This window comes from Brevibacillus nitrificans, assembly GCF_003710965.1.
GTDB classification, from domain to species: Bacteria; Bacillota; Bacilli; order Brevibacillales; family Brevibacillaceae; genus Brevibacillus; species Brevibacillus centrosporus.
The window spans coordinates 28,805-54,982 of record NZ_RHHU01000005.1 but is presented as its reverse complement, the minus strand read 5'-3'; the positions used below and the strand labels follow the sequence as shown (position 1 = coordinate 54,982).

Annotated in this window: 28 protein-coding genes; 16 read left to right on the top strand and 12 right to left on the bottom strand. The window is 50.2% G+C overall.

The window, feature by feature from the left end; all coding sequences use genetic code 11:
• The first annotated feature begins 11 nt into the window (after positions 1-11).
• Positions 12-353 carry a hypothetical protein gene (locus EDM59_RS10285; RefSeq protein ID WP_122923532.1) on the top strand — a complete coding sequence of 114 codons (342 nt, stop codon included), beginning with the start codon at positions 12-14 and terminating at the stop codon, positions 351-353.
• A 135-nt stretch (positions 354-488) separates the two neighbouring features.
• Here the strand turns inward: EDM59_RS10285 and EDM59_RS10280 are convergent, their stop codons facing one another.
• Entirely contained in the window at positions 489-1,556 is a 1,068-nt protein-coding gene (locus tag EDM59_RS10280) for an NAD(P)/FAD-dependent oxidoreductase (protein WP_092272967.1), read from the bottom strand.
• 175 nt (positions 1,557-1,731) lie between these two features.
• On the opposite strand from EDM59_RS10280, the gene EDM59_RS10275 reads away from it, so the two are divergent.
• A complete protein-coding gene (locus tag EDM59_RS10275; protein WP_183192879.1) occupies positions 1,732-1,986 on the top strand; it encodes a DUF1450 domain-containing protein in 255 nt (84 codons plus the stop codon).
• A 64-nt stretch (positions 1,987-2,050) separates the two neighbouring features.
• Here EDM59_RS10275 and mqnE read toward each other — a convergent pair whose 3' ends face one another.
• Positions 2,051-3,154, bottom strand: coding sequence for an aminofutalosine synthase MqnE (gene mqnE, locus EDM59_RS10270; RefSeq protein ID WP_092272961.1), 1,104 nt, complete (start codon positions 3,152-3,154; stop codon positions 2,051-2,053).
• Between the two features lie 369 nt (positions 3,155-3,523).
• On the opposite strand from mqnE, the gene EDM59_RS10265 reads away from it, so the two are divergent.
• The 4 genes from EDM59_RS10265 to EDM59_RS10250 all read left to right on the top strand — a co-directional run bounded on the left by EDM59_RS10265 (position 3,524) and on the right by EDM59_RS10250 (position 6,862).
• The gene (locus tag EDM59_RS10265) at positions 3,524-3,745 is read left to right on the top strand and encodes an aspartyl-phosphate phosphatase Spo0E family protein (RefSeq protein WP_092272958.1); all 222 of its coding nucleotides are present in this window, start codon (positions 3,524-3,526) and stop codon (positions 3,743-3,745) included.
• Between the two features lie 151 nt (positions 3,746-3,896).
• Entirely contained in the window at positions 3,897-4,256 is a 360-nt protein-coding gene (gene erpA / locus EDM59_RS10260; RefSeq protein ID WP_092272955.1) for an iron-sulfur cluster insertion protein ErpA, read from the top strand.
• 174 nt (positions 4,257-4,430) lie between these two features.
• Positions 4,431-5,927, top strand: coding sequence for a DUF4153 domain-containing protein (locus tag EDM59_RS10255; protein ID WP_246010992.1), 1,497 nt, complete (start codon positions 4,431-4,433; stop codon positions 5,925-5,927).
• Between the two features lie 113 nt (positions 5,928-6,040).
• Entirely contained in the window at positions 6,041-6,862 is an 822-nt protein-coding gene (locus EDM59_RS10250) for a metallophosphoesterase (protein ID WP_246010990.1), read from the top strand.
• A 58-nt stretch (positions 6,863-6,920) separates the two neighbouring features.
• On the opposite strand, the gene pdxR is transcribed toward EDM59_RS10250, so the two are convergent.
• Entirely contained in the window at positions 6,921-8,420 is a 1,500-nt protein-coding gene (pdxR, locus tag EDM59_RS10245) for a MocR-like pyridoxine biosynthesis transcription factor PdxR (protein WP_122923531.1), read from the bottom strand.
• A 189-nt stretch (positions 8,421-8,609) separates the two neighbouring features.
• On the opposite strand from pdxR, the gene EDM59_RS10240 reads away from it, so the two are divergent.
• Complete coding sequence (locus tag EDM59_RS10240) at positions 8,610-9,806, top strand: aminotransferase-like domain-containing protein (protein ID WP_122923530.1); 1,197 nt, start codon at positions 8,610-8,612, stop codon at positions 9,804-9,806.
• Complete coding sequence (locus tag EDM59_RS10235; RefSeq protein ID WP_122923529.1) at positions 9,806-10,363, top strand: NADPH-dependent F420 reductase; 558 nt, start codon at positions 9,806-9,808, stop codon at positions 10,361-10,363. Before EDM59_RS10240 ends, EDM59_RS10235 begins: the two co-directional genes overlap by 1 nt.
• 30 nt (positions 10,364-10,393) lie before the next feature.
• On the opposite strand, the gene EDM59_RS10230 is transcribed toward EDM59_RS10235, so the two are convergent.
• Together EDM59_RS10230 and EDM59_RS10225 are read right to left on the bottom strand one after the other, a co-directional pair.
• The gene (locus tag EDM59_RS10230) at positions 10,394-11,836 is read right to left on the bottom strand and encodes a M20 family metallopeptidase (RefSeq protein WP_122923528.1); all 1,443 of its coding nucleotides are present in this window, start codon (positions 11,834-11,836) and stop codon (positions 10,394-10,396) included.
• A gap of 53 nt (positions 11,837-11,889) precedes the next feature.
• Complete coding sequence (locus tag EDM59_RS10225) at positions 11,890-13,131, bottom strand: MFS transporter (RefSeq protein WP_122923527.1); 1,242 nt, start codon at positions 13,129-13,131, stop codon at positions 11,890-11,892.
• Positions 13,132-13,373: 242 nt separating this feature from the next.
• Between EDM59_RS10225 and EDM59_RS10220 the strand changes: the two genes are divergently transcribed.
• Both EDM59_RS10220 and EDM59_RS10215 read left to right on the top strand, forming a co-directional pair.
• Positions 13,374-14,690: a helix-turn-helix domain-containing protein gene (locus EDM59_RS10220; RefSeq protein WP_122923526.1), complete on the top strand. Its 1,317-nt coding sequence runs from the start codon at positions 13,374-13,376 to the stop codon at positions 14,688-14,690.
• Between the two features lie 135 nt (positions 14,691-14,825).
• Positions 14,826-15,221: a cupredoxin domain-containing protein gene (locus EDM59_RS10215; RefSeq protein WP_246010988.1), complete on the top strand. Its 396-nt coding sequence runs from the start codon at positions 14,826-14,828 to the stop codon at positions 15,219-15,221.
• Between the two features lie 289 nt (positions 15,222-15,510).
• Here the strand turns inward: EDM59_RS10215 and EDM59_RS10210 are convergent, their stop codons facing one another.
• The 3 genes from EDM59_RS10210 to EDM59_RS10200 form a co-directional block, all read right to left on the bottom strand.
• On the bottom strand, positions 15,511-15,936 hold the full coding sequence (locus EDM59_RS10210) for a DUF6157 family protein (RefSeq protein WP_122923524.1): 426 nt from the start codon (positions 15,934-15,936) through the stop codon (positions 15,511-15,513).
• A gap of 69 nt (positions 15,937-16,005) precedes the next feature.
• Entirely contained in the window at positions 16,006-17,064 is a 1,059-nt protein-coding gene (locus EDM59_RS10205; RefSeq protein ID WP_122923523.1) for a TolC family protein, read from the bottom strand.
• Between the two features lie 206 nt (positions 17,065-17,270).
• A complete protein-coding gene (locus EDM59_RS10200) occupies positions 17,271-18,338 on the bottom strand; it encodes a TolC family protein (RefSeq protein WP_122923522.1) in 1,068 nt (355 codons plus the stop codon).
• Between the two features lie 250 nt (positions 18,339-18,588).
• On the opposite strand from EDM59_RS10200, the gene EDM59_RS10195 reads away from it, so the two are divergent.
• Together EDM59_RS10195 and EDM59_RS10190 are read left to right on the top strand one after the other, a co-directional pair.
• Positions 18,589-18,951: a hypothetical protein gene (locus EDM59_RS10195; RefSeq protein ID WP_246010986.1), complete on the top strand. Its 363-nt coding sequence runs from the start codon at positions 18,589-18,591 to the stop codon at positions 18,949-18,951.
• Positions 18,952-19,107: 156 nt separating this feature from the next.
• Positions 19,108-19,713, top strand: a complete 606-nt coding sequence (locus EDM59_RS10190; RefSeq protein ID WP_183192878.1) for a hypothetical protein — start codon at positions 19,108-19,110, stop codon at positions 19,711-19,713.
• Positions 19,714-19,734: 21 nt separating this feature from the next.
• On the opposite strand, the gene EDM59_RS10185 is transcribed toward EDM59_RS10190, so the two are convergent.
• The 4 genes from EDM59_RS10185 to EDM59_RS10170 all read right to left on the bottom strand — a co-directional run bounded on the left by EDM59_RS10185 (position 19,735) and on the right by EDM59_RS10170 (position 23,251).
• A complete protein-coding gene (locus tag EDM59_RS10185; RefSeq protein ID WP_122923521.1) occupies positions 19,735-20,019 on the bottom strand; it encodes a hypothetical protein in 285 nt (94 codons plus the stop codon).
• A gap of 131 nt (positions 20,020-20,150) precedes the next feature.
• A complete protein-coding gene (locus EDM59_RS10180) occupies positions 20,151-21,161 on the bottom strand; it encodes an NAD(P)/FAD-dependent oxidoreductase (RefSeq protein ID WP_122923520.1) in 1,011 nt (336 codons plus the stop codon).
• A 181-nt stretch (positions 21,162-21,342) separates the two neighbouring features.
• Positions 21,343-22,047, bottom strand: coding sequence for a TetR/AcrR family transcriptional regulator (locus EDM59_RS10175; protein ID WP_122923519.1), 705 nt, complete (start codon positions 22,045-22,047; stop codon positions 21,343-21,345).
• A gap of 43 nt (positions 22,048-22,090) precedes the next feature.
• Positions 22,091-23,251, bottom strand: coding sequence for an FAD-dependent oxidoreductase (locus EDM59_RS10170; RefSeq protein ID WP_122923518.1), 1,161 nt, complete (start codon positions 23,249-23,251; stop codon positions 22,091-22,093).
• A gap of 554 nt (positions 23,252-23,805) precedes the next feature.
• Between EDM59_RS10170 and EDM59_RS10165 the strand changes: the two genes are divergently transcribed.
• The 4 genes from EDM59_RS10165 (at position 23,806) to EDM59_RS31025 (ending at position 26,150) form a co-directional block, all read left to right on the top strand.
• Entirely contained in the window at positions 23,806-24,996 is a 1,191-nt protein-coding gene (locus EDM59_RS10165; protein WP_122923517.1) for an NAD(P)/FAD-dependent oxidoreductase, read from the top strand.
• 1 nt (position 24,997) lies between these two features.
• Positions 24,998-25,252 carry a hypothetical protein gene (locus EDM59_RS10160; RefSeq protein WP_122923516.1) on the top strand — a complete coding sequence of 85 codons (255 nt, stop codon included), beginning with the start codon at positions 24,998-25,000 and terminating at the stop codon, positions 25,250-25,252.
• A 95-nt stretch (positions 25,253-25,347) separates the two neighbouring features.
• On the top strand, positions 25,348-25,824 hold the full coding sequence (locus EDM59_RS10155) for an NUDIX domain-containing protein (protein ID WP_122923515.1): 477 nt from the start codon (positions 25,348-25,350) through the stop codon (positions 25,822-25,824).
• Between the two features lie 182 nt (positions 25,825-26,006).
• Positions 26,007-26,150, top strand: a complete 144-nt coding sequence (locus EDM59_RS31025; RefSeq protein ID WP_170184441.1) for a YuiA family protein — start codon at positions 26,007-26,009, stop codon at positions 26,148-26,150.
• The last annotated feature ends 28 nt before the right edge of the window (positions 26,151-26,178 follow it).

Sequence of the window (26,178 nt, the reverse complement as noted above, 5' to 3'; positions counted from 1 at the left end):
AGGACGAGCGGATGGAAGAGCATCTGGCCCGTTATTACGAGCTGAAAGAGATGCAGAAGCAGGTGGAGGAAGAACTAGGCAACTTGCGCAGCAAGCTGATGGAAAGCTGCAAAAACACGGATTCGTTGGAGGAAGGCGCCTATAAATTGACTATATCATACCAAGATCGTCGGGATTATAGCGATGAGCGGTTGTTCCATTCTTTGCCTGACCCGTCCCTTTGGCGCTTAATGTCGAGAGCCGATAGCGGGAAAATCAACAGCTTGCTGAAGCTGGGCGTCATTCACGAAGGGGTGCTTTCGGGTACGTATGAGCTGAAAAAGGTGCCGGTGCTGCGGGTGCAAAAGCGCTGATTGCATGCCACAAAAGGAAATAGACAAAAAAGAAAACCTGTTGGACTTTGGGTCAACAGGTTTTTTGGCGTTATCGCAGCTGCATGGAGGAGTGCTTTGGGCAGCTTCCGTATGCGGCGGATGAAAACGCGTTTTTTATCCCATATGCTTTTTGTACATCCACAGTTGACCGCTTTTGATGACGCGAGCCATTTGTCCCACGAGCGAAACCTTCCCCATGCTTGCAAAGCCTTCCTTTTTCCCGAGGGAACCGAGGAAGCCCTTGTGTTTGAGCGCAGGGAGAGAAGCCGGATACTCTTCACCCTTGATGTCTTTTTTCAGCATCAGGGCGATTTGTTCGCCTTGCAATTCAGCTGTCTGAGCGCTCGGTGCGATGATGGTGCTCGCACAGTCGCCCACTACATACACATTTGGATGGGATGGAATTTGATGATACTGATTCAATTTGGCGCGTCCAATGTTGTCTGTTTCGATCGGGAGTGAGCGCACGATTCGGTTTGCTTGGATACCAGCGGTCCATACGATGACGTCGCTCTCGACTGGTTGGTTGTGGTTGTAAACAACGCCAGGCTCGACGCCAGTCACGCTGGCCATGGAGACGAGCTGTACCTCATGCTCGATAAACCATTGGGAAGCATATTCCTGCAGCTTTTTCGGGAATGGACTGAGAATGCTTTGTCCGCGGTCGATGATACGTACATTCAGGTCAGGACGGCTTTCGCGCAGCTCTGCCGCCATTTCAACACCGCTCAATCCTCCACCTACGACAGTAACCGTACCATATGGATTGACGTTATTAATCGCGGAATAAGTGCTACGTGTTGCTCCCATGGATTGAATGGAGCACGTATACTGTTCTGCACCAGGGATATCGTGGTAACGGTCCTCACAGCCCAAACCAATTACGAGCCAGTCGTAGGAAATGGTGTCCCCGTTGGTAAAATTCACTACCTGCTCGTCCATATCCAAGTCGGATATTTCCCCGTATTTGATCGTCAGGCGAGGATCATTGGGAAAAGTGACGCGCAAGTGAGATTCCGGTGTTGTCCCTGCAGCCAGAGCGTAGTACTCTGTCTTTAGACCGTGGAAAGGCATACGGTCCACGAGGGTAATAAACACGTCATCTGGTAAATCAGGGGACAGGACTCGCTCGATAATACGAAGACCCCCGTATCCTCCACCAAGGATCACAAGTCGTTTCATAGAAGGTCTAGTCCTTTCTTCTGTCCGTTTTAATACAGCACCCATTCTATTTTTAGTCTCTTTCACTAAAAATGCAAGCAGAATCTTTTTCCCGTTTTCTCCGCTGGATTTTTACAGCAGACGCGGTACAATAAAGGACGTGACGATGTCGATTGATTGTATCGGTAGGTGAAGTATGATGAAGCCTTTAGTAGAATTTTGCGCCAGCAACGTTTCTTCCTATACCCAATCCGTTCTGGATGCACTCGAGAACGATCCTGATCTGGACGTAGATGTTTTGGAATACGGCTGTCTGGGTTATTGCGGAGAGTGCTATATGCTGCCCTTTGCCCTAGTCAATGGAAAACTTGTGCAAGCCGAAACAGCAGATGAACTTTTGACCAAGATAAAGAACAAGATACGCGAGGATGAAGAAGACTTTCCTTATTAAGATGTCTTAATAGAAAGAAGCTGATGCCGCAGAATCGAGCATCAGCTTCTTTATTTTCATCCGATTAGTGTTCTTTGACGACGTTGTAGAAGGTATCGCGTTCCAGTGCGCGTTTGCCAGCACCTTTTACCAGCCAGACCAGCTCATCAACAGTCAGGGCTTGTTGTGTCAGTGCACCTGCAGCATGGCTGATGCGCTCTTCAACGAGGGTACCGTGAACGTCGGACATTCCCATGGTGAGAGACAGCTGGGTCAGCTGCGTACCGATGTTGATGAAGTACGCTTTGATGTGCGGGAAGTTATCCAGCATCAAACGGCTGATCGCCATCGTTTTCAGGTCGTCAATCGCAGAGTTGCGGCGTTTGATGCCCGCGCTTGCTTTGATCGGCTGTACAGCGAGTGGGATAAATACCATGAATCCGTTGGTTTCGTCCTGCAGCTCGCGCAGACGCAGCATGTGAATGACGCGCTCCTCCAAAGTCTCGATGGAGCCGTAGAGCATGGTAGAGTGTGTTTTCAGTCCAAGCTGGTGAGCCGTCCGGTGAACCTGCAGGTACATGTCGGTGCTCGCTTTTTCTGGACTCATTTTCATGCGATAGCGTTCAGTCAGGATCTCAGCACCGCCGCCAGTCAAGCTTTCCAGGCCAGCGTTCATCAGCTCTTTCAAAACGCCTTCGATGGACAGGCCGGAGATGCGGGAGAAGAACTCGATTTCAGCGCCAGTATACGATTTGAGCGTAACATTCGGGTACGCTTTTTTCAGCGTGCGCAGCGTGTCGATGTAGTATTCGAAAGGCATGTGCTGGTTGTGCCCACCTACGATGTGGAACTCACGAATGCCTGGGTGGAAGCGTGTTTCGACGTAGTGCAGAAGCTCTTCCGTATTCATGGTGTACGCGCCGTCTTGATCCTTGTCGCGGCGGAAACCACAGAACTTGCAGTGCGCCTCACAGACGTTGGTCGGATTGATGTACATATTTTGTACAAAATACACATTGTCGCCATTCTTGCGTTGATTCACCAGATTGGCAAGCTGTCCAATCGTCAGCAAATCGTGGGAATTGAAGAGGGTAACACCGTCTTCCAAGGTAAGGCGTTCGCCATGCTGTACTTTTTCAGCGATGCCTGCGAGCGATTTGTCTTGGATGGCAATGGTTTCAAGCGCCATTCCAAACACGTCCTTTCATGATTCATAATATGGGAATTTTAAAGAGGTTCGTCCAGCTTCTCCCAATCCGGTACGTTCATGGGGAAGAGAGAAATCTCTGATGTAGGAGGATGTCTAACCCTTTGTTGCAGTAGGCGAGCCATCCGCTTCGAGTAATGCATATCGGACAACAAGGCATCTATATTATAAACCTCTTGAAGAGAGGGAACAATAACATAAGTTCACCAACTGTCAGCTGTAAAAATATAACAATTATCGGCAAAATATTGCCTCGAAATAGGAGATGGTGGGAAATTTTGTTTGCGAATTCTTAGGTAATCTTGTAAAATATAGGTAGTTAGCCTGATCTACTATTAGGAGGAGCTTCAAATGCGGGACGTTTTGCTCGAAAAAATCGAACTCCTTCGACAGCGTATGGTAAGTATGGGGTTAGAGTTTGGGTTGGATCATCCAGAAGTCCTAGAATACAGTATACAAATTGATCAACTACACAACGAACTGAACCAAATAGATCATAGTCTGTCTAAGGTAGGCACAAGTAAGAAACCGTATCGATTTTATCTTCTGGAAAACAAAGCATTTTTCGCATAAGAAGGGGAAACCCTTCTTTTCTTCATTAATAAGCGGGTTTCTCTTCAATGGGCTCTCGAAGTGCAGGGGAACCTTGTAGAGGGAGCTCCTTTTTATGTATACTATAGATACGCAAGAATATTGCCATTGCCTGTAGAAGGAGGAAAGAGGCATGATTACATTGACAGAGCAAGCCAGCCTGAAGGTAAAAGAAATGCTGGCAGCAGAAAATAACCCGGATCTGTTCCTACGCGTGGGAGTCAGACCAGGTGGTTGCAGTGGCTTCACCTACGGCATGGGCTGGGATCAGGAAATGAAAGAAGGCGACGAGACCTTCGAGCAGCACGGCGTAAAAATTGTTGTCGATAAAGACAGCTATCTATACATTAAAGGCACCGAAATTGACTACAAGGAATCCATGATGGGCGGCGGTTTTTCCATTGTGAATCCGAATGCGGTGGCTTCCTGTGGCTGCGGGTCGTCGTTCAAGACGGCACTGGCCGAAGGGAAAGCGGAGAAGTGCGACGACTAAGGAAATAACGAAGTAGAATCAAACCTTTGTGGCTTACATCAGCTGCAAAGGTTTTTTCTTTTGGAGGTTATTTTCCATCTCTTGTATCTGTCTGCCGTGTTTCCACGTATTTACATCTGGCTGGATCTGGGACGGCCGCCCGGATGGCGAATACGCATCAAGGAGTGAAAGACTGTGGAAGCACAGCAGTTACAAATACATAGAGGGCTGCGTTGGCTGTGGCTTGGTTCCGTGGCGATCGGTGTCCTTAGTGATTACCTGTTCTACGGAAAGGCGTTTGGCATCTCCTATCCATTGTTTGTATCTGGGTTGTACGCCTTGTTTTTTTGGCAAGCCAAACAGCAAAGCCAATTGACCTTTTCGCGAGATCAGCTGTTTGCATGGCTGCTCACAGTACCCATCGTTCTTCTCGCGCTGACTTTTTTTCTATTCGACAATACGCTACTCCGACTATTGAATATCCTGGCTGTCCCGTTTTTGTTCGTGGCGCAAACGATGCTGCTCACCAAACGGCACAGACAGAGCTGGTACTCACTGGGCTTTGCAGGTGAGATGATGGAAACCGTGCTGCTGTATACCCTCAAGTACACCATGATTCCCTTTGCCTTTCTCCGCCACTGGCTAAAAAGCCGGATGGACCGAAAGAAATACGGAGTAGCGGTGAAGATACTGGCTGGAATCGGCATCTCGCTTCCCATTCTACTCGTCGTTCTCACACTGCTCTCACAGGCAGACGGTGTTTTCGGACACCTTCTAGCCAAAATACCGAGCCTCTTGTTTGACTTCGATTCTGCAGAGGCGCTATACCGCCTGTTGAGGATTGGTCTGGTCGCCCTTCTGATTTTTGGTTATTTCTACGCCGTCATTGGTCCAAAGCCGCAAGAAGTGGCCGATAAGCTGCTGGAGCGATCGGAAGAGAAAAGGATTGCGTGGGACGGGGTTATCCTCGTCACGATCCTGACGATCATCAATGTGGTCTATGTCTCTTTTACGATCATTCAGATTTCCTATTTGTTTGGGGGAGCACAGGCGGTCTTGCCAGCTGATATGACGTATGCTGAATACGCGAAAAAAGGATTTCAAGAGCTGGTGATGGTGACGATCATCAACTTCATTCTGCTGGTCAGCTTCATGCACCTCGTATCGAGAGCGCAGCCCGTTATCTATAAATTCGTGCAGGCTATGCTTAGCCTGTTGACCATCTGTACGAGCTTTATGCTGTTTTCGGCTTACTTCCGGTTGTCGCTTTATGAAGAGGCCTACGGTTACACACAGACGCGATTTTTGGCGCATGCCTTCATGATCTTTTTGTTTGTGCTGTTCGTGATCGCTTTCCTGAAAATCTGGCGAAACGATTTTTCGTTGCTCAAATATTGCGGGATCGCAGGAATTGCTGCGTATGTCGTACTGAATTACATCCAGGTAGATGCGGTGATAGCCCAAAACAACATCCATCGCTACTACGAGACAGGGAGAATCGATGTCGCGTATTTGATAGAGCTGTCCGATGACGCGATTCCGATCATCGCCACACTGCGAGAGGATAAAGGGATAGGAGGTAGAATCGAGTACTACCTTCAGGAAAAGAGGGACCGTTTGCAGAAAGAGCGCAGCTGGCAGTCCTTTACGATCGCCAGATATGTCGCGAAAACGCATTTGCAGCAGGAATAGAGAGGACATTCCAGGAGCGTACGCGAATAGGACGAGGATGGCGAGCATAAAAGGAAAGAGCAGCATGATCTCTCCCCAACCATCAAGCAATAGAAGGGAGCAGGACTACCGATATGACTGGAGCTGCCATCGTGCTTCTTCTCAGTATTGCAGCAGGGGGGATGGTGTTTGTTTGCCATACCCTGTATGTCCAGACGACGCCTGTCCATCTCTCTCATCCACGGATGCCACCTTCCATTTTTGTCCACATCACTGACCTGCACGGGCGTACCCGCTTTCTGAATGGTACCTTACATCGCTTGGTCAATCGCTGGCGGCCCGACATGATTTTCGTCACCGGAGACTTGACGCAAAAACGCGATCAGCTCGCGAACGTGATAGGGGAAATCGCAAAGCTTGTGGCGAAGCATGGAATTTTCTTCGTGCCAGGCAATTACGAGCGTGAAGAGATGCGCGGGTTTCAAAAGAGGAATTACACCGGAGCGGATTACGAGGCCAGCAAAAAGCAGTGGCAGACGTGCATGAAGGTCTTGGAAAATGAGGATAGCATCGTGAGAATCGGAGACACGCGGATGCGGGTATATGGCTTCGATAACTCAACCTACGGCTTTGAGCAATACCATACAGAAGTCTCGGATGAGCAGGCGGATTGCACGGTGCTGCTCGCTCATTCTCCCAGCATTATTTCATTTATTCGGGCGAATGGCGTCCATGCGGATTTGTTGCTCACAGGGCATACGCATGGGGGGCAAATCAGACTGCTCGGGAAAACGATGGGGCCGTACAGGCACTTTCATGTTGGGATCAAGAAGGATGATCGGGTCGGTTTGTTTGCGATTAGCCGAGGGCTGGGGACCTCGCGAATTCCTTTGCGCTTCTGCTGCTTTCCCGAAATCACGGTGTATTTGATCAATCAACAAAAATCAAGAGCATAGGCAAGCGGGAATACCTGAAAGCGCAGAGAAGCACCTCTGCGCTTTTGATTTGATGAAATTACATAGGCATCATCCGCTGGGAATGCTGGTCAGACGAAGTAAAGTCCTGCAGCAAACGACAGAGCGTGATCAGCGAACGTTCGAGCGAATGCATATCCAGGTAAGAAAAAGAGAGGCGAAGATGGTGGTATTGCTGCTGTGTCGGAAAACAGACATGGCCTGGCAAAAAGGAGATTCCTTCTTTTAGGGCAAAGGTATGCAAGTCATCCGCATTCATCGTAGGAGGTAGAGAGAGCCAAATATTCAACCCGCCATCTGGCTTGGTCCATTGCACGCTTTTGGGAGCCATTCGATTCAAAATCTGAAGAACCAAGTCTCTACGTTCTTTCAGTTTTTCTCGCAAAACAGGCAAATGCTTTTGCAGCTGATTGGACGTAAAGAAAGGGAGAATGGCTTTCTGCGTGATCAGCGGCGATCCGAGGTCGCTAATCCCTTTGGAACTGACCAGACGCGTGATAAACGTCCCATCTGCTATCAAGAAACCGATGCGGCAGCCGGGGGAAATAAATTTGCTGATGCCTTTCAGATAGATGACATGCCCGTGCCGATCCATACTTTTGATGGGCGGCGGAGGGGGCTTTGTGCCAAAGTAAAGATCACTGGTCGCATCATCCTCGAGAATAATGGCGTTGTAGCTTTGGGCAAGCTCGAGCAATTGCGCCCGACGCCTGGCGCTCATCACTGTGCCTGTAGGATTTTGATAGGTGGGATTGGTGTAGATCAGTTTGGGAGGGCGAGTATCGCATAAGGCAGCCAAACGATCCACCTGCATGCCTTCTTCGTCGATCGGGATGGTATAAACGGTGGCACCCCGCTTTCTCAAAACGTCAATCGTACAGGGATAGGCAGGCTCCTCCAGCACAACGCAATCACCGGGTCCCACAAAGGTAGATGCGACTAGGTCAATACCTTGCTGGGAGCCGTTGAGAATCATGATTTCATTCGGGCTCACGGCAATGCTCTTTTCACGAAAGTAAGGAAGAACGGCCCCGCGAAGCTTGCTGTCTCCCTGGACAGGGCCATATTCGGTCAGGAGCGTGCTGTCGAGTTGAGCGTACTGAAAAAACTGCTTGGAAATCCATTCGGTAGGAATCAGCGATGAATGGAGAGCAGCCATGGATAGTTTCGCGACATCCAAAAGCGGCGTTTGCATCATTCGCCAATATTGGGCACGAGGCAAATAATCGACAACGGCGTTCTGCCAGTCCAAGGACGGTTTTCCCGAGTCATTCTGGCTCGGCCTATGCTTAGATCCTTTTGATTTTCCCAGAGTAAATGTGCCTTTTCCCTGAATCCGGTCGATGAGTCCCTCCTGTTCCAGCAGCTCATACGCGTGAAAGACGGTCATCAAGCTCACGTCCAAAAGTTTGGAAAGCTTTCGTACAGAGGGGAGCTTTTCCCCCTCCTGCAGCAAGCCGGATTGGATGCGATCCGCAATCGATGTTCTAATCTGTTCTGAAAGTGTTATGCCGGAGTGTCTGTCTAAATCGATATGCATGCCAAACCTCCTTGTCCGTCGGAGATGCTTTGCTCCTAGAAAAACATTACAAGTAGTGTAGCGCATAGAACCGCAAAAGTGTACGATTACTTTTAATCTTTGGAAAAGTGTTATAAATGTGTGTTTACTGTTATAGTGTCTGCTCCGTATGCTTACTCTACAAAAACAAGTAGGGTAAGGAGTGGTTAAATGAAATATCCATTTGCAACGCGCGTTCAGGGCATCACCTCTTCCGCAGTCCGAGATTTGCTCAAAATCATTCAATCGGGAAATGTCATATCCTTTGCCGGTGGCTTGCCTGATGAAGCCTTGTTTCCCGTACAGGAATTGGAGCTGGCTTATCAGAAGGTTTTCCGGTCTGGAGGGAAATATTTTCAATACGGTCCGACAGAGGGGGACAGCGAGCTGCGGATGCTCATTCAGGAAAGGCTGAGAGAGAAAGGCATTATTGCTTCGCTTGAAAATATTTTGGTAACGACAGGATCGCAGCAAGCGATTGATTTGCTGGCAAAGGTGTTTCTCAGTGCTGGCGATACGATCCTGGTAGAAAACCCATCTTATTTGGCGGCGCTGCAAGCATTTCAGTTGTACGAAGCCAATATCATCGCAGTCAAGAGTGATCGGGACGGCATGATTCCTGAGGATCTGGAGGAAAAGATCATCGCCCATTCTCCCAAGTTCATCTACGTGGTTCCTACCTTTTCTAACCCAGAGGGCAAGGTATGGAGCAAGAAAAGGCGGGAAGCGCTGCTACAGCTGGCGGCAAAGCACAAAGTAGTCATCGTTGAGGACGACCCGTACTCCGAGCTTCGTTTTACGGAGGAGGAGCCGGTACCGTTGGCAAGTATGGATGCAGATGGTAACCATGTGATCTACACCAGCACCTTCTCCAAAACAGTCGCTCCCGGAGTTCGCATCGGCTGGATGACAGGGCCAGAGGAGGTCATCCGCATGGGCGCATTGTCGAAGCAATCAACGGATCTCCATACCAGCTCCATCGATCAGCGCGCCATGTACTATTTCCTGCAGGATTTCCCCACCCGGCCGCATCTGGACAGACTCAGGGAGGAATACAGGCATCGTTCACTGGTGATGCAGGAGTATTTGTCCAAGAGCGGTCAGAATCTATTTCATTGGGTAGAGCCGCAGGGCGGAATGTTCCTCTGGCTGTCGATCAACAGAGCGATTGATACAGCTGAGCTACTGGAGGTTGCCCTGCAAGAGGGGGTAGCCTTTGTGCCTGGAGCTTCGTTCTTCGCGGGTCAGCCCGAGAGAAATACATTGCGGCTTAATTACACACACGCCACGCCTGATGTGATCGAGACGGGAATGGGGCGCTTGATGACAGCGATCGACAAGGTGCTGGCCAGCAGGGTGAATGATTGATGATCGCAATCATCGCGGATGGCAGATGGGGAAAAAGAGTCGTCCATTTTTTGCGAGGGTTGGCTCCTGATGAGTCGGTAACGTGGGGGGCTCGTTCGCCCTCTTATGCCAAGGAGCTGCAGATGGAGGAGAGGGGCATAAGCATCTCCAGCTACTTGGACGCTATCAAAGCCCATCAGCTGATCGTAGTTGCATTGCCTTACCAGGACCTCTTGCCATGGGCGGACGTATACGCGCCTTGGCTAAATGGGAAAATCGTGATTGACTTGTCCATACCGCAAACAAGCGAAGACCGGTTGCTATGTGGTTGGCGTACATCTGTAACGGAAGAGCTTCAAAAAAGACTCCCTGAAAGCAGGATTGTCGGGGCGAAAAGCACGGCGTTTCAAGGAAATACGAGAGGTCGGTCAGCCGTTTACGTGACGAGCGATGATGAAGGGGCAAAGCGACGAGTAATCGAGCTTTTTCGGAGGGCTTCCTATTCGGCTGTTGATGCAGGGGGACTGGAAGAAAACCGAGCAATCGACAGGATAATGAAAATAGAAGGGCTGCCGTAGGGCCAGTCCTTCTATTGGATGATGCAGAGTTTATCGACGTGCGGCCGGCTTGATCTCAGCAGGAATCGGGCAGACGTAGGATTGTCCTTCCAAGCGCTCTTGCAGCTCAGCTTTGGCTTTTGCCACCACTTCCGGACGCAGCAGAACATCGATTGCCGTAGCTGCCATGACCTTTCCGGCGTGGAGCATCCCTTTATGGCCAATAGACATTCCGCCTTGGGCAACGGCTTGCCAGGAGTGAAGCTGAGTCCCCATGGCAAAGCAGGTAGTCGAGCATTGGACCGTTGGGGTGATCCAGCTGACATCGCCGACATCTGTAGAGCCGGACATCAGGCGTGGCGTTTGCATGTGGGGAAGGAGGAACTCAGACAGCTCCAGCTCCTTCAGCTGCTTCAGAAGCTCGCTGGCGCCCGGGCCTTTCAGCTTGGCCAGCATTTGCAGCTCGCTGTTTTTGTCCATTATTGGAATAGTCGTGCGAATTTGACGGGCGAAATCCTTTTCTGCTTCATCAAACTGCGGGACGCCGAGCTGACGGAAGTTTTCATACATGACGCGCTCCAAGGTCTGGTTCGGGATGAGGTTGGAGCAGGCTTTGTCAAAAATGATCTCGACCTGCGTTTCCGTCATCATGGCAGCGCCTTGTGCGATTTTGCAGACACGCTGGTAAATTTCTTCGACCTGCTGGGTATGGGGCGCGCGGATCAAGTACAGCACGTCCGCTTCTGCCTGTACGACATTCGGAGAAAAGCCGCCTGTGTTGGTGATCGCATAGTGCATGCGCGCTTCCGGAATGACGTGCTCGCGCAGGTAGTTAACCCCGATATTCATCAGCTCAACCGCATCCAGGGCGCTTCGTCCGAGGTGGGGAGCAGCGGCAGCATGGGCAGCTTTCCCTTTGAATTTGAAGTACACCTGATAGTTTGCCAGACTGCTGATCGACATGAGGGCATTAAAGTTTTGCGGATGCCAGCAGATGGCGAAGTCGACATCGTCGAAGAGTCCTTCGCGAGCCATGTAAGCCTTACCCGAACCGCCTTCTTCTGCCGGGCAGCCGTAGTAGCGGACGGTTCCTTGGATCTGGTTTTCTTCCATATAATGGCGAATAGCTACAGCAGCTGCCAATGAGCCGGTTCCCAAAAGATTGTGACCGCAGCCGTGTCCGTTTCCACCGGCTTGGATCGGGGTATGAGCCGCATTGCCGCGTTCCTGGCTCAGACCAGAGAGAGCATCGTATTCGCCGAGGATGGCAACGACTGGACCGCCGCTTCCATAGGTGCCGACAAAAGCCGTTTCAATACCTGCTAGACCTTTTTCTACGACGAAGCCTTCTTGCTCGAGTGTTTGGCAGAGCAGCTCTGCCGAGCGAAACTCTTCAAAGCGGGTTTCGGCAAACTCCCAGATAGAATCGCTTACTTGGGTAAAGCGCTCTCGTTTTTGTTCGATGATTTCGGAAATTCGGTCGTGATTGACCATGTAGAACACCTCGCTGGATCAAATTTGGTGAGGAAGCCACTCTAGCGGCAGAATCAGTTGCTAGAAGGGACTGCCTGTGGTGGGTCTTGTCTGGTTGGGGATCCTGTACGCAGTGTCAAGCCGACAACGAAAGGAATAGCAGTCGCGATGATCAACAACCAGAAGGCTGCATCATAGGAGCCGTTAAACTGTTGGATCATAAAGCCCATAGCTGTTGGAGCAATGACCCCGGCGATTTGACCGCCGAGATAAATCAGTCCGGAAGCCGCACCCACGGAGGATGGTGTTATGTACTTGAGCGGCATAGTCAGCGTCGTGGTGACAGCAGCCCCGAGACCGATGCTGGCGATGGCTTGATACGTGACAACCAAGGCTACAGATGGTGCTTTCGACAACAGATAAAGCGCTATGATGCCAATGAAGGAGCCGACCGCGATCAAGTGCTTCTCGCGTCCAACCATTTTTTTATCCAGCATCCATCCGGTACCCAGTACGGTAAAGAAAGAGAGAATCGCGGGGATCGAAGCCAGTGCCCCCATGGAAACCATATCGAGATGACGAACCTTTACCATATACGATGGCATCCAGGACATCATGCCCCAGTTGACCATCGAGATACCGAAGTAGATGGCCATCAGCTTCCACAGCATGGAGATTTTCAGCAGCTCTTTTAAAGGGAGTTTGTTTGTTGCGGCCTTGGCTGCAGCTGCTTTTGTGCCGCTTGGATAGAGGAACTTGGCGTACAAGGCAGCAAGGAGGAAGCCCACTACCCCGAGGATGATAAACATAACCTGCCAGCCGAAATGCTTGGAAAGACCTGCGGCAACGAGTGTAGCGAGAACAGCACCGATCGTGGTGGCAGAAGTCAAAATGGATTTGGCACGGGCCCGCTCATGCTGGGGAAAGCTCTCGGCGACAGCAACTGAGCTGGCAGAAGGATAGCTTCCTTCCCCGATACCAAACAGGAAACGGATCGCGATCAAAGAGAGGAAGGACCAAGCGAATCCGGTAAGAATCGTAAAAAGTGACCAGCACACGACAGAAATGAGGATGACTTTGCGTGAACCGAATTTATCGGCCAGACTTCCTCCGATCGGCTGCATGATCGCATAGCTGAGGAAAAAGCTGCTGAGAATAAGACCGACCTGTGTTTCGGATAGGCCAAATTCTTGGGAAATGGGAATGACGGCCACGTTGATCGCGACTTTGTCGAAGTAGTTGATGATCCATCCCAAGCAGAGTAGAGCCAAGACCAAGTATTTGTGTTTGCCGTTTGCAGCAGGTGTAACGTTCATCGAGATCCCCCTTGGTAGCGTTTTCAATGTTTGTTGCCAAAAGCGAGAAGACGAGAGCACGAAGTACGGGAAAGAGCAGAGCCCCCTTTCGCGTGATAATTGGAACGTATTTTTGGACATATTTAAGACGTTTTCTAAAAATACTTTAAAGCATTGTTTTCTGTATTTCAAGTCTTTTAAAAATATTTTCAAAGAGTAGCGAATCTCCTATAATAGGCTAGTGAGTGAAAGGAGGGATTCGGATGATCCGTTTGGGTGCGATCATTGCCCAGCACTCCCTGAAAGAACTGACTACCGTGCCCGCACGTGTCGCAGATCATTGTGAGGTCGTGATGCTTCCCTATCATCGACTTCATGAAACTCCCGAGCTGTATCGGCATAACGAGCAGCTGGTAGATGGCTTTGTTTTGACCGAGCTTGCGTACTTCTACCTAATGAATCAATGGGATAGCTTCCCCGTGCCGACGTATACCTTTCAAATCAGCGAGCAGGAGTTTTACAAAAAGCTGTTCCAGCTCAGCATGAGTCGTCGGGACCTCGACCTTACCCGTGTCTATATTGATTTTCTCTCTGAATACAATAACTTCTTGGGCATCAAGGATGTCGTTGAAGCTGGCGCCATGCCCATTACACGTACACCGCAGCGAATTACGGACAAAATCCACGAGGAAGTGTTGAACGAGCACATCGCGCTGTGGCAGGCAGGCGAGATCGATCTATCCCTGACGCGGATGAGTAACATCGTGCAGGATTTGGCAGAGCAAGGAATTCCTCATATCTATCTGTTTCCTTCGCCCGATTCGATCGTCCAGCAGTTTGAGCACATCATCAGCGAGCTGGCGGTGATCAAGCTCGCGGAGAGTCGGATTGCCATCGGATACGTCACGATGGAAAGCGTGGATACGGCAAAGGAGGGCTTGAACGAGTGGGAGCTGCGTCAAATGCTGCTGCATAAATCGCTGCTGGAATTTAGCACGGAGCAGAAGATTCCGTTTATCATCCAGAAGTCGAGTAACAGCTTTGAAATCATCAGCTCGTTCAAGGACTTGAAGACACTGACCGACAATCTCACGCAGTGCCTGCTATTGACCTATTTGGAAAAGACGCTTCCTTTTCCCGTCCACATCGGCTGGGGGATAGGCAACAGCATGTACAAGGCGCGAATCAACGCCCAGTCCGCGAACAGCATGTCGGCTGCCAGCAAGTCGATGGGCACATACGTCGTAACCGACAGCGATCAGATCATCGGGCCATTGGGCGAAGAAAGCTGTCTGACTTATCGAAACCAGGTCAATGAATTCGTAAAGCGCAAAAGCGAGGAGACGGACCTGTCTACGCTGCAGCTGCAGAAGATCATGGCGGTGCTTGCCAAAACCGAGCGAAATGAGCTGACGGCAGAGGAGCTTGGCTTTCATCTGGGCATTACGGTGCGCAGTGCCAATCGCATGCTCAATCAGCTCGAGGAAAAAGGGGTAGCCCGAATTCTGTACAAGAAGCAGGAAAAATTACGAGGCAGACCGAAAAAAATCTATCAGATTCAGCTGGGTAGCGAGGGGTAAAACGAGGAGAAGGAAGCAGGCAGCGAAGTTAGCCAATTCGTCACGATTCAGTCACGATTCGGTCACAGACTCCCAGATTTTGGACGACTTTCTTTCAGTAAAATGGAAGTGTAGAACAAGAAGAAAGAAGGGGTCATGATGACGAAGAAGTGGGGATTGCTAGTTTCTGCTGTTGCCTTTTCAGCGATGCTGCTGACAGCTTGTGGCGGCGAGAGCAAGGATCAGGCGGCGAGCGGTACACCAAGCGCTGCGGCTCCAGTTGCGACGACAGGTACGGCGATCAATATTGAAGCGAGCAACTGGAAATTCAATCAGGATACATTTGAAGTGAAAGCGGGAGAGGAATTCACCGTGAACTTCAAGTCTGCTGAAGGCTTCCACGGGATCGGCATCGAAGGCACAGATTTTGAGCTTCAAAAAGAAGGCAGCAAGACACTGAAAATCGATAAAGCTGGCGAGTACACCATTTTCTGCAACGTGATTTGCGGTCCTGACCATGGCAAAATGGTAGCCAAACTTGTCGTAAAATAAATCAGCCTACCAAACACTTTGGCCTGCTTCGCGGGTCAGAGTGTTTTCTCATTTGCCACAGGGGCATACTATCCTGCGTACCATTCAAACATCAGGAGGTGTCGCAAGAGAGATGGCAAAGCACAACAACAAGCGACCGACAGAGGCATCAGCAGGCTCCCGCAGCACGCCGCCGAAAACGGGAGAAAATACGGGCCACAACCTGCGCAAGGAAAACAAGTAGCAGGGGGAAAAAAAGAAAAGCGCGGAACCAAGATCATCTCTTGATTCTGCGCTTTTTGCATGGAAGTCAAGCCCGTTTGTTGCGCATGGCGTAAACCAGCTTGCGTGTACCTGATGTACCTTCCACGAACTTGCGGTACTGCTCGGTTTCCATACCGTAGATCGCGAGCTTTCCATCGGGATCGTAGTGAACGCCCCAGCCGTACTTTTTGGGAAGCATGGAAGCGCGCATGCAAGGATGGCTTTTCGAAAACAGTTCGGCCCGGATTCGGTCTGCGTCCTTGGCGATCGTCTCCTCGGGGTATTCCTTATGGCGGATATGCACCTCATAGATCAGATCGTTTATGGTGTAGCGATAGGGATCAGCAGACAAAAGCTCGTACTGCAGGACATGGATGGACGGCTTTGCATTCGGCTTTGTGGTCGGTACGACTCCAGTCGTTACGGGACAATCCTGTGCCACTTGCACGAAAGTATCTATAATCAATCGCATCTTCATCACCTATTTACAAGCATAGCGAGAGGTGAAGGGATATGCAAGATTTGGAAAATGGATAATGAATTAATAGCCGGTGGATTGCAGGAACGCTGCCACAGCGACGTTGTACGCATAGGCGGACTCGATGGTTTTCGTTGTGCTTTTCAGCCATTCTTCTTCCTCGTCAGCGAACTCGGCCAACGTTTTTTGACCACCGAGGTAGGAGCGGTAAGCTTCGCGATATTGCTCCTCAGCGGATTGATGGCTTGCTTTGATTTTCTCCCATGCTTCTTTGGCCTCGTTTACTTTTTCATACGAGGCTTTGACCTCTTGCTCCGCTTTCTTTTGAGCCAGTGTGTAGAGAAGCTCGGCTTTTCTCAGATCGTTCTGAGCGATGCGCCCCGGGAACGTGCTCAGAGAGGCGTAATTGTTGATGTAGTTCACTTTTGCCTGGGCAAAGGTTTTCTCAGCTGCGACAGTCACCATGTCAGGGCGTTTGGCAAAAGCCTTTTGTTGAATCTCTTCCAATGGGCTCAAGGAAACGGACGTCAAATCCGCAGGCACCAGCTTCCACTCTTTGTTTGCTGCTTCGCCTAGCAGCCCGTTTAGCTTGGCCAAAGCCTCTTGATAAGCACTCTCGAGCTCATCCAGAGTATCCTTCGCGTCGCGGCTGGATTTTTGGGTGGAATCCAGCACCTTGATGTATTTCTTCTGCAGCTCTACCTTTTCCTGAGCGGCTTGTACTTCAAAATAGGCTTTTTGGACATCGAGGCGCAGGGCATCCTCTTGTGCTTTCCAGGTTGCATTGGCGACAAGGTAGTCTCTTCTGGCTCCCGCTTCATCCTCGTATTTGGACTCCGCATCGTCCAGGGAATAAATGGAGTCTTCCCGAATCGCTCTCGTATCGATCAGAGTCAGTCGAGAGTTGTAGTAAGTGTTGCTCAGATCCAGCTTTAGCAGCTCGAGCTCTACGCTGCTTTTCAGCGCTTTTTCGACGGCCGAATCGAGTGTGAGCTCGTCTACTTGCACAGGTGCTGCGGCGGCAACTACATCAGCGGATGCAGCAAAGGCTGGGCTGGCACTCAGCAGAAGTGAGGCAATCAGAGTCGTACTGAAAAGCGGTTTGAAAAGAGTGGGTTTCATAAAAGCCTCCTAACAGGGATAAAGGGAATAATAAATGAATTCATGATAACGATTATCATTATCAATAATGAAGCTAGTATATGATGCAAGGAAATAATCGTCAAGGCAAAATGTGCCACATTTATAAAAAAACTTTGCATAACGAAATATAGGATTTCCCTTTGGATAAAAATGCTCCCAGCAGGGCCGAGCGCGAGTGGACATCCCTAAAAGCCAGTCGAGTATTGCAGGCTTGCTACTGCTAGGTTGTATTCCCGTGTAGTTTCGATTCGCTTGGAGGTTGTCTCCAGCCATTTTTCCTTTAGCTCGGCTAGCTGTTCCTTGGACACTTGCCCGCTCAAAAACGAAAGGTAGGCGTTGCGATAGGCTTCCCCTGCTGCGTTTTCCTCGGCCATGATTGAATCGACTGCTTGTTTGCTCCGAGTGACTTTCGCGTAATTGTCTTCAATTTCTTTGTCGGATTTCTTTTGAGATTTTTGCCACAGCAGCTCGTTTTTCTCCAGATCGTTTTTGGCGATTCGGCCAGGGTAGGTGCTTAAAGAAGCGTAGGAGTTGATATAGTCAACCTTGGCTTGGGCAAAAGCCTTTTCAGCGGCAGCCTTGATCATGTCGGGGCGGCGTTCGTAGGCGGTGTTCTTGCATTCCTCGATGGAAATCTGAGAGGCGGCGGCATAATCTGTTGCCATCAACCTCCATTCTTTGCTGCCATTCTCGTTCATCAGAAGATTCAGTTTCGTTAGAGCTTCCCGATAGGCTGCTTCCAGCTCTTCTTGCCCTTTTTCCGCTTCTTTTTCTTGGCTCGAGGCTCTAGACCACTCTTGCATCTTGCGGGCTTTCATTTGCAGATCAAGTTTCTCTTGAGCGGCCCATGCATCAAAAAAGGCTTTATGTACGTCCAAACGCAACGTATTTTCCTGCGTTTTCCAGGAGGATACTGCGACTAAATGATCCCGGATGGCGTCTGCGGCAGTCTCATATTTTGACTTTGCACCATTCAGTGAGGAGATCGAATCGGGATTCATGGCATTCGTATTGAAAAGAGTCAGACGCGTCGTATAGTAAGCGGAGTCGGAGTCCAGCTTGAGCATTCTCACATCGATGTTGCTGGAAATTGCTTTCTCGACCGCTTCTTCCAGCGTCAGATCCGTCACTGTGACTGGGGCGGACAGGGCAGCGACCGGTTCTGGAGACTGGGCATAAGCTGGTGCTGCGACAGACAGGAAAGCTGCAACGATCGTGGTACCGTAAACGGGGGAGAGCAAAGATAATTTCATGAATAAACCTCCTGTTAAAAATGGGAAAGAAATTTATGATAACGATTATCATTATCGATAACGTTGAAAGTATATTATGACTAAACATTATCGTCAAGACAAAATGTACCACTTTTATAAAAAAACTTTGCATAACGAAATACATATTTTCCCTTTGGAGGGGAATGGTAAAGGAGTAAGGCAGGAATGCTCAGACGCAGCTTCCACAGGCTCCGCTCCCAACAGCAGGGCCGAGTTCGATGGATAGGAGATGGTGGCCCTGGATAAAAATCGATATTACATCACCTTGCAAAGCGGAACGACGGTTGCAGAAATTCGGAGTGAAAAAGGCTCCTCGACGTATGACTTTGAGATTGAGGCAACTGATGTGGAAGTCGGGATGCTGCGCGATCTGATGAATAACTGTGTGCATGGGGACTTCATGATGTGGATGCATGGGCATACACTCTGGTCTGATATGCCGGACCGCGACAACGATGAATACGACGACAACCTGCGGGCGATTTACCAAATCATTTATCAGCATGGGACGTCGAAAACAAAGCAGGATCTGGAGCAGATGGGGTTGGTCAAGCTTTTGGGCCTGGATCGAAACGAATTGCGCCCATTTTAACGGCAACCACGGAAAAATTCCTAGATTTTTCCACATTTCTTCAACAATCGTGCCACAATCGATGGACAAACTTTCGGAGGAAAGCGGAGATGTAGCAGAACCGTTTTCCTCTCAGGTCGAGTGACGATTGTACAGACTGGAAAAGGAGTGAACAGCATGAAGCAATGGAAAACAGGATGGTTGGCAACGGCTCTGGTCGTGGGCTTGGCAATGCCGGGAAGTGTCCTGGCGGCGGAGAAGCCGCTTGTCCAGGCAAACAATGTGACTTTGGCGCATGGTGATCATGGAACAGGCCAGGTCAAAATGCGATACGGCATGCATATGGGAGCGCATCAACGGATGTACATGACTCTTCTGGCGGAGAAGTACACGCCAAACAGCGTAGGGGAATGGCAGTCCGTGATGAAAGAGCGGGAGCGGCTGCTAGAGCAGCTCCGGTCAGCGCGTGAGACCGCAAGCGAAGAAAAAAGCAAGATGAGAGCCCAGCTGAGGGAGAAGGTCAAAAGCGGAGAAATTAGCAGCGAACAGATGGAGCAGCAGTACAAGGAGTGGAAGGAAAAAAATCGCGGTACCGTGCCGTCTGGTGAAAAGGAAAACAGAGAGGCGCAGCGCGAGAAATTCAAGCAGGTCCACGAGGAATTCGATGCTGCCATTGCTTCGGGTGATGCGGCAAAAATCAAAGTGGCTTTGCCCAAGCTGCTAGAGCAAATGAAGGCGAAAAACGACCGTCTCGCAAAACGGTTGGCAGAAAAACAAAAATAACGCAGCAAAAACAAGGACGTGTCACTGGTGCGCGTCCTTTTGTGCGTTTAGCCGATCTGGTGTCCACTCTTCTACAATCACCATCTCACTCGCATGGCATTGTGGACACCAGCCGGTATGCAGGCATTGATTTCTTTGGCGGTCGGGGTAGCCATTATCCATCTTCACATCATCGATTTCCCGATAAGGACTGTAGTCACCATAAAAGTCGTATAGCCGTCCCGCGTCATCCAAGCGATTTCCACACCGGGAGCACGCTTGCTCCAAGGCAGCCAAACCATTGCAAACCGGGCAGAGATGGTCCATGAGATCCTCCTCGAAAAGAAGATTGGGCTCTTCCTACTGTGCGCGGGAAGCTGGGGGAGTATGCAAGCGTTCCAATCCCATGCAGCAAAAAAGCGCGGAGAACTTACTCCCGCGCTCGTTCTAGGCCAGACCTAGGATTTAAAATTGTCCATGCTGGAGGAGTGACCCGGCTGCAGCTTTGCATCGGGGAAAATGTAGCCGACAGCGTTGTTGACAGCAGTGGGCGCTTCGCCAAAACCAACAGCGATCAGCTTTACCTTGCCTGGGTAGGTAGCGATATCTCCTGCGGCATAAATGCCGGGAATGTTCGATTCCATGCGGCTGTTGACCACAATGGACCCTTTTTCCAGTGCCAAGCCCCAGTTTTTGATCGGGCCGAGTGAAGAGATAAAACCAAAGTTGACAATGACCGCATCAACCTCGAGGTCCAGCTCCTGCTTGGTCGTGCAGTTGGTCAGGGTGAGACGCTCGATGGCTTCTTCGCCGTGCAGCGCGGTCACCTCGTAGGGGGTTGTTACGTTGACACTCGAGGACATCAAGATATCAACGCTATGCTCGTGTGCGCGAAACTTGTCTCTACGATGAATGAGGTGTACCTCTTTTGCGATGGGTTCGAGCATCAAAGACCAATCCAGGGCGGAATCGCCCCCGCCGATGACGGCAACGCGCTGGCCTTTGAAGGAGTTCAGGTCGGTAACAAAATAGTGCAGGTTTGATTTCTCGTATTTGCCGGCATCCGGATGCTCCAGCTTGCGAGGCTCGAAGGCTCCTACACCGGCTGTGATGATTACGGCCCGGGAGTAGTGCAAGCCTTTATCCGTAGTAATTTCAAAGATTTCGTCTGCATTTTTCGCAACGTTCTCGACCTTTTCTTCCAAACAAATTTTTTGCTGGAAACGGGAGATCTGAACCTTCAGATTATGGATCAGATCCTGTGCCAAAACCTTGGGCAGACCGGCTACATCGTATATGTGTTTTTCGGGATAAAGAGCAGCTAATTGACCGCCAAGCTGCGGCATGCTCTCAATGAGCTTGACGCTTACCTGGCGCATACCACCGTAAAAAGCTGTGAACAATCCGGCCGGGCCGCCTCCAATGATCGTGATGTCGTAGATATGCTCATCCCTTTGCAGAAAATTCAATCCCAAGCACCTCCGGAATTAATCAAAATCCAGCGCATCCATCATTATAGAAATACTTCTTTTATGCGAAAATAATGTTCCTGGAGGGAAAAATAAAAAGCGGCACGCGCATAAGATCTAGTCCAAAGAGCCGCGGCAACAAAGAAAAAACAGCCTTGCGTTTGCAAGACTGTCCGGGTACCTATGTGTCCTGTATGCTCCGAGGCAAATCCTTGGATAGCAGAATGCCGTTTAGAATCACTTCCATTCCCCAATAAAACCTCTCTTTTATCACGATGTCTCCGGAGAACAGCTCCTGCTTCAAACCGTGAATCAGTGGAAAGCGGATGGGGTCTACTGTCTGATAGGACTGTTTGATGACCGCCATTTGTTCGTCTCCGTACCTGCTTCTCGCAGCTTGCTCAAAGGCGACGGACGATGCATACAGCAGCAGCATATCCATTCCCCATGCCGCCGAAGTGGAGGTTATGCCCCCTTTTTGCAGGACGGCAAGAAGAAATTCGTTCAATCGAAAGGCATGGGTCCCGATCGGAATCGCTTGGAGAGCCAGTTCAGCCAGACCAGGCTGCTCAATCAGCAGCTCCAAGTAAGCGTTCAACGCCTGAAACAATTGCTCCTTCCAGTCGTGATCCGAGAGCTCTGACAGTTCAAGCTGGCCGAGTCCGTGATCGAGTACATAGGAGCTCAGATCCTGCAAATTTTTCACGTATACATAGAGCGAGGAGGGGCCAGTATCGAGCGCTTTGGCCACTTTGCGCATGCTCATGCCGGCGGTGCCTTCTTCTTTTAGCAGTTCATAGGCGGTTTTGACGATCAATTCATGACTGAGCGGTTCTTTAGCCGGACGAGACCGGCGACTCATAATGGCACGGTTAGGTTTCCTCATACTTTTCTTATATCACGCCAGATGCAAATAGTAAATCTGCCGCCTACTCGTGATAGGAGCTCATCAGCTCAGCAAGTTTGGGAGCGGCCTCCTGGGAAAAGCAGAGGACGAGGTTGTCGTAGGACACGCGTGCTTTCTCCGAGGAGTAGACGTACATCTTGTCCTCGTACTCCTGGATCGCCACGGATACATCATCGTTCCGCACGATGGCAAGCGCTAGCTCCATCGCATCCTGCATGGCGAGATTGACGCCTTCACCCGCGAAAGGGGACATGACGTGAGCGGCATCGCCGATCAAGGTAACAGATGGATTCCGCTTCCATCGAAACCCTACAGGCAGCATGTAAATTCGTCTTGGCAGCACCGTATCATCTGCATAGTGGATGTATTTGTGCAGCTGCTCACCCCAGTCAGTAAGCAGTTCTAGCATGCTTGATTTTGCCGCTTTGGGATCATCGCAGCTGATTCCGCTTGTTTCCAGCCAGTCTCGATCTACCTTTAGGCTGACATACACCTTGATTCGTCCGTCTCCGTTCAGCTGAGCCAGAATGCCTTTGTGATCGTCCAGAGCAAATACTTTTCCGCGACGGTTGAACGCGGACAGATCCGGGTAGCGACGAGCCGCATCCAGGACATTCAGCTCGAACATCGTCAGGCCCGCATACTCGACGTCGACGTCCGAAAGCAGCGGACGCACTCGGGAAAAAGCTCCATCCGCTCCGATTACCAGATCAGCCGTCTCTACAAAACCATTCTTGAAATGCAGCTCGGTCAAGCCATTTTCTAGCGTGACTGCGTGATCGAGCGTGTAGTCGTATTTGATCTGGGCAGGATCAAGTTTGCTGAGCAATAAATCGCAGAGCTCCCCACGGTCAATTTCCGGCCGTTCGCCCATGCTATCCTGCTCGACGATCTCGTCCATATAAATCTTCCCGGTTTTATCGAACAGCCGGAAGTCTTCCCCTTCGTATCGGGCCAGCCTCTGAAAGGCTTCAAAAAGACCTGCCTCCTTGATTGCGAGCTGTCCAGAATCCTCATGAATGTCCAAGGAACCGCCGCGCTCATGACTTTTGTCATGCTGCTCCCGTTCGTAGATCACGGATGAAATGCCGTGACGCTGAAGAATAAGCGCGAGTGTCAGCCCACCTGGACCGGCTCCGATAATGGCAATTCGCTTATGTTGTTTTGTCTTCGTGGATGTCATTTTCATTATCCTCCAATCATTTCGTAGCTTGCTTCGATTGCTGCTTCACAAAATACGAGCAGCACCGGCCAAATTTATCTCACAGAAAAGGGAACTTGTTCTTTCTTGTCCTCATAGGATGCAAATCACACATTTTTTGCATCAAGCGAGGGGAGGCTTGGAGAGCTCTCGCAAGGGCAATTCATTTATAACACAACGAACACTGTTCGTAAAGAATGGTGTTCGTTAAGTGTATTTCCTATTTATTCCATAATCGATTGAAGCTAGAAAAGCATAGCGGGGGAGCGGCTTTAGCGGAATTGGGAAAGATGGGTAAAAAAACCTTGCCAAACCAAGCATCACTGGATATGATGAGGGTAACTGTAAAGAAATTGACACATTTTTTTCTAGCTTTGTGCAATTTTTCACAGGTTGGAATTGAAGGCTACCCAGAGCAACCATTCCGATCCGACCACGCATCCGAGTTTGGGGCATCCTATTTCGTAACAGACCACGTGAAATTTGGCACAAACCTCCTTTAGTTACCATTATCCTGATGAATGGAAGGGATATTCATGAGTACACCTAAAATCCTCATTCTCGGCGCCGGATACGGTGGCCTGCTCACCACGCTGCAGCTGCAGAAAAAGCTGAACTATAACGAAGCGGAAGTCACCCTGGTCAACAAGCACAGCTACCATTACATCACGACCTGGCTCCATGAGCCTGCGGCTGGTACTGCCTCTGCTGATCATGCTCGCGTCGATTTGGATAAGATCATCAACAAAGAGAAAGTGAATTTTGTCAAAGGAACCGTAAAGTCGATTCAGTCTGAGGAGCAGACGGTCACACTGGAGAGCGGCGAGATCCTCGATTATGACTACCTCGTCATCGGGCTTGGCAGTGAGCCGGAAACGTTCGGTATCGAGGGGCTGAAGGAGTACGCTTTCAGCATTCGCAGCATCAACGCGGTTCGCAACATTCGGGAGCATATTCAGTACATGTTCTCAAAATTCAAGCAGGAGCCTGACCGCACGGATTACGTCACGTTCGTAGTAGGCGGCGCTGGCTTTACCGGAATCGAGTTCTGCGGAGAGCTGGGCGATCGTCTGCCTGAGCTGTGCGAGGAATTCGACGTTGACCCAAGTAAAGTGAAGGTGTATTGCATCGAAGCAGCACCGACCGCTCTGCCTGGCTTTGACCCTGAGCTGGTCAACTACGCGATGGATGTTTTGGGCAAAAAAGGAATCGAATTCAAGATCGCCACGCCGATCAAGCAATGTACGCCAGATGGTGTTCTGCTGGCAACGGGAGAAGAGATCAAAGCGAAAACGGTCGTCTGGGCCGCAGGCGTGAGAGGGAACAGCATCGTCGAACAGGCTGGCTTTGAAGTGATGCGTGGACGCGTAAAAGTAGATGAATACTTGCGTGCGCCTGGCCATGAAAACGTATTTGTCGTAGGCGACTGCGCGCTGATCTTTAACGAGGAAGGACGCCCGTATCCGCCGACAGCCCAAATCGCGGTTCAAGAAGGCGAAACGCTCGGAGAGAACCTCGTCGCGATCATTCGAGGAGAAGTAACACACAAGTTTACCCCGCACCTGCAAGGAACGCTGGCTTCTCTTGGCAAAGGGGAAGGCATTGGTCAGGTCGGATCCAAAAAATTATTCGGCAGCACGGCAGCCATGATGAAAAAGGCAAGCGATTTGCGCTACCTGTACAAAATCGGTGGCGTCGGTCTCGCCCTGAAAAAGGTGAAGCTGTAGCATGCGTCATGCAAGTATTCAGGTCAGAGGGTTGATGACCAAAGAAGAGATGGACCGTTACAATGCCATGATGGAGGTGGGAGCTTACCTGGAGGAACAGGGGCGCCATGATCTCGCTTGGCATGTACAGCACGAGGTAGACATACTGATCCTGCCCGCCATTGAACGCCTCAAGGAAAAAGGACGAGAGCGGGATCGGGAAAACCTTCGCTATATGATCGACAACGGACTGCTGGACGACGACGATGACGAGTAAGAGAGAGTGCCCTCCGGTATGCGCCGGGGGGCTTTTCCTTTGCCGAAAATGGTATACTCAAAGCACAGCATCGGACGAGAAGGGAAGCGATACACGTGCGTGAAGGAAAAGTGTGGCTGGGGGCCTGCGGGATCGTCATTCGCGGGGAAGAAGCCCTCGTTGTCAAAAAGACCTACAGCGGTTTGAAGGGGCAATGGTCCTTTCCAGCAGGATTTGTACAAGAAGGAGAGACGGTAGACGAGGCAGCCGTTCGCGAGGTTTTGGAGGAGACAGGTGTAGAAGCCGTCGTGCGACAGGTGGCAGGGATTCGCTCTGGTGTCATTAAAGGCTCGATCAGTGATAATATGGTCGTCTTCTGGATGGACTATATAAGCGGCGAGCCGCGTCCACAGGAGGGGGAAATCGCGGAGACCTGCTTCAAGCCCATCCGTGAACTCCTGACGGATCCGCTGTCATCTACCTACTTAAAAATCATTCTACCTGGCTATGCAAAAAGAGAGAGCGGGATGCCAGGGCAGACATACGATATCGATCCAGTCTTCCAGTACACATCCTATAAAATATTCAAGTAATGGTGCGATTGAAGAAGCTAGACCGTGATGTTTCCGCTTACATCACGGTTTTTTCTGTTTTTTCACACAATAACTGAATTGTGCAAACGGCGTTTTTTCTGTTAAAGTTAGATACATCAAAATTATCAGAAAATACATGCAATTATTTCCAACGCATGTAAGATAGGAAAGGGGAGCTCACCATGAGACATAAACAAGAACAATGCCCGTACTGCAATGGACAAGGGTATTTCCAACTGCTCCTGGGCGGATCGGAAAATTGTCCGAACTGTGAAGGGTCTGGAACCCATCATCAAGAGGAACCTGTTTCTGCAGCGAATAAGTAAACGAGCATACGTACAAAAGCCGGGCGCG

Coding starts and splice junctions, on each gene's coding strand:
- EDM59_RS10285 (WP_122923532.1), top strand. CDS start 12: ATGGAAGAGCATCTGGCCCGTTATTACGAGCTGAAAGAGATGCAGAAG.
- EDM59_RS10280 (WP_092272967.1), bottom strand. CDS start 1,556: ATGAAACGACTTGTGATCCTTGGTGGAGGATACGGGGGTCTTCGTATT.
- EDM59_RS10275 (WP_183192879.1), top strand. CDS start 1,732: ATGATGAAGCCTTTAGTAGAATTTTGCGCCAGCAACGTTTCTTCCTAT.
- mqnE (WP_092272961.1), bottom strand. CDS start 3,154: ATGGCGCTTGAAACCATTGCCATCCAAGACAAATCGCTCGCAGGCATC.
- EDM59_RS10265 (WP_092272958.1), top strand. CDS start 3,524: ATGCGGGACGTTTTGCTCGAAAAAATCGAACTCCTTCGACAGCGTATG.
- erpA (WP_092272955.1), top strand. CDS start 3,897: ATGATTACATTGACAGAGCAAGCCAGCCTGAAGGTAAAAGAAATGCTG.
- EDM59_RS10250 (WP_246010990.1), top strand. CDS start 6,041: ATGACTGGAGCTGCCATCGTGCTTCTTCTCAGTATTGCAGCAGGGGGG.
- pdxR (WP_122923531.1), bottom strand. CDS start 8,420: ATGCATATCGATTTAGACAGACACTCCGGCATAACACTTTCAGAACAG.
- EDM59_RS10240 (WP_122923530.1), top strand. CDS start 8,610: ATGAAATATCCATTTGCAACGCGCGTTCAGGGCATCACCTCTTCCGCA.
- EDM59_RS10235 (WP_122923529.1), top strand. CDS start 9,806: ATGATCGCAATCATCGCGGATGGCAGATGGGGAAAAAGAGTCGTCCAT.
- EDM59_RS10230 (WP_122923528.1), bottom strand. CDS start 11,836: ATGGTCAATCACGACCGAATTTCCGAAATCATCGAACAAAAACGAGAG.
- EDM59_RS10225 (WP_122923527.1), bottom strand. CDS start 13,131: ATGAACGTTACACCTGCTGCAAACGGCAAACACAAATACTTGGTCTTG.
- EDM59_RS10220 (WP_122923526.1), top strand. CDS start 13,374: ATGATCCGTTTGGGTGCGATCATTGCCCAGCACTCCCTGAAAGAACTG.
- EDM59_RS10215 (WP_246010988.1), top strand. CDS start 14,826: ATGATGACGAAGAAGTGGGGATTGCTAGTTTCTGCTGTTGCCTTTTCA.
- EDM59_RS10210 (WP_122923524.1), bottom strand. CDS start 15,936: ATGCGATTGATTATAGATACTTTCGTGCAAGTGGCACAGGATTGTCCC.
- EDM59_RS10205 (WP_122923523.1), bottom strand. CDS start 17,064: ATGAAACCCACTCTTTTCAAACCGCTTTTCAGTACGACTCTGATTGCC.
- EDM59_RS10200 (WP_122923522.1), bottom strand. CDS start 18,338: ATGAAATTATCTTTGCTCTCCCCCGTTTACGGTACCACGATCGTTGCA.
- EDM59_RS10195 (WP_246010986.1), top strand. CDS start 18,589: ATGGTGGCCCTGGATAAAAATCGATATTACATCACCTTGCAAAGCGGA.
- EDM59_RS10190 (WP_183192878.1), top strand. CDS start 19,108: ATGAAGCAATGGAAAACAGGATGGTTGGCAACGGCTCTGGTCGTGGGC.
- EDM59_RS10185 (WP_122923521.1), bottom strand. CDS start 20,019: ATGGACCATCTCTGCCCGGTTTGCAATGGTTTGGCTGCCTTGGAGCAA.
- EDM59_RS10175 (WP_122923519.1), bottom strand. CDS start 22,047: ATGAGGAAACCTAACCGTGCCATTATGAGTCGCCGGTCTCGTCCGGCT.
- EDM59_RS10170 (WP_122923518.1), bottom strand. CDS start 23,251: ATGACATCCACGAAGACAAAACAACATAAGCGAATTGCCATTATCGGA.
- EDM59_RS10165 (WP_122923517.1), top strand. CDS start 23,806: ATGAGTACACCTAAAATCCTCATTCTCGGCGCCGGATACGGTGGCCTG.
- EDM59_RS10160 (WP_122923516.1), top strand. CDS start 24,998: ATGCGTCATGCAAGTATTCAGGTCAGAGGGTTGATGACCAAAGAAGAG.
- EDM59_RS31025 (WP_170184441.1), top strand. CDS start 26,007: ATGAGACATAAACAAGAACAATGCCCGTACTGCAATGGACAAGGGTAT.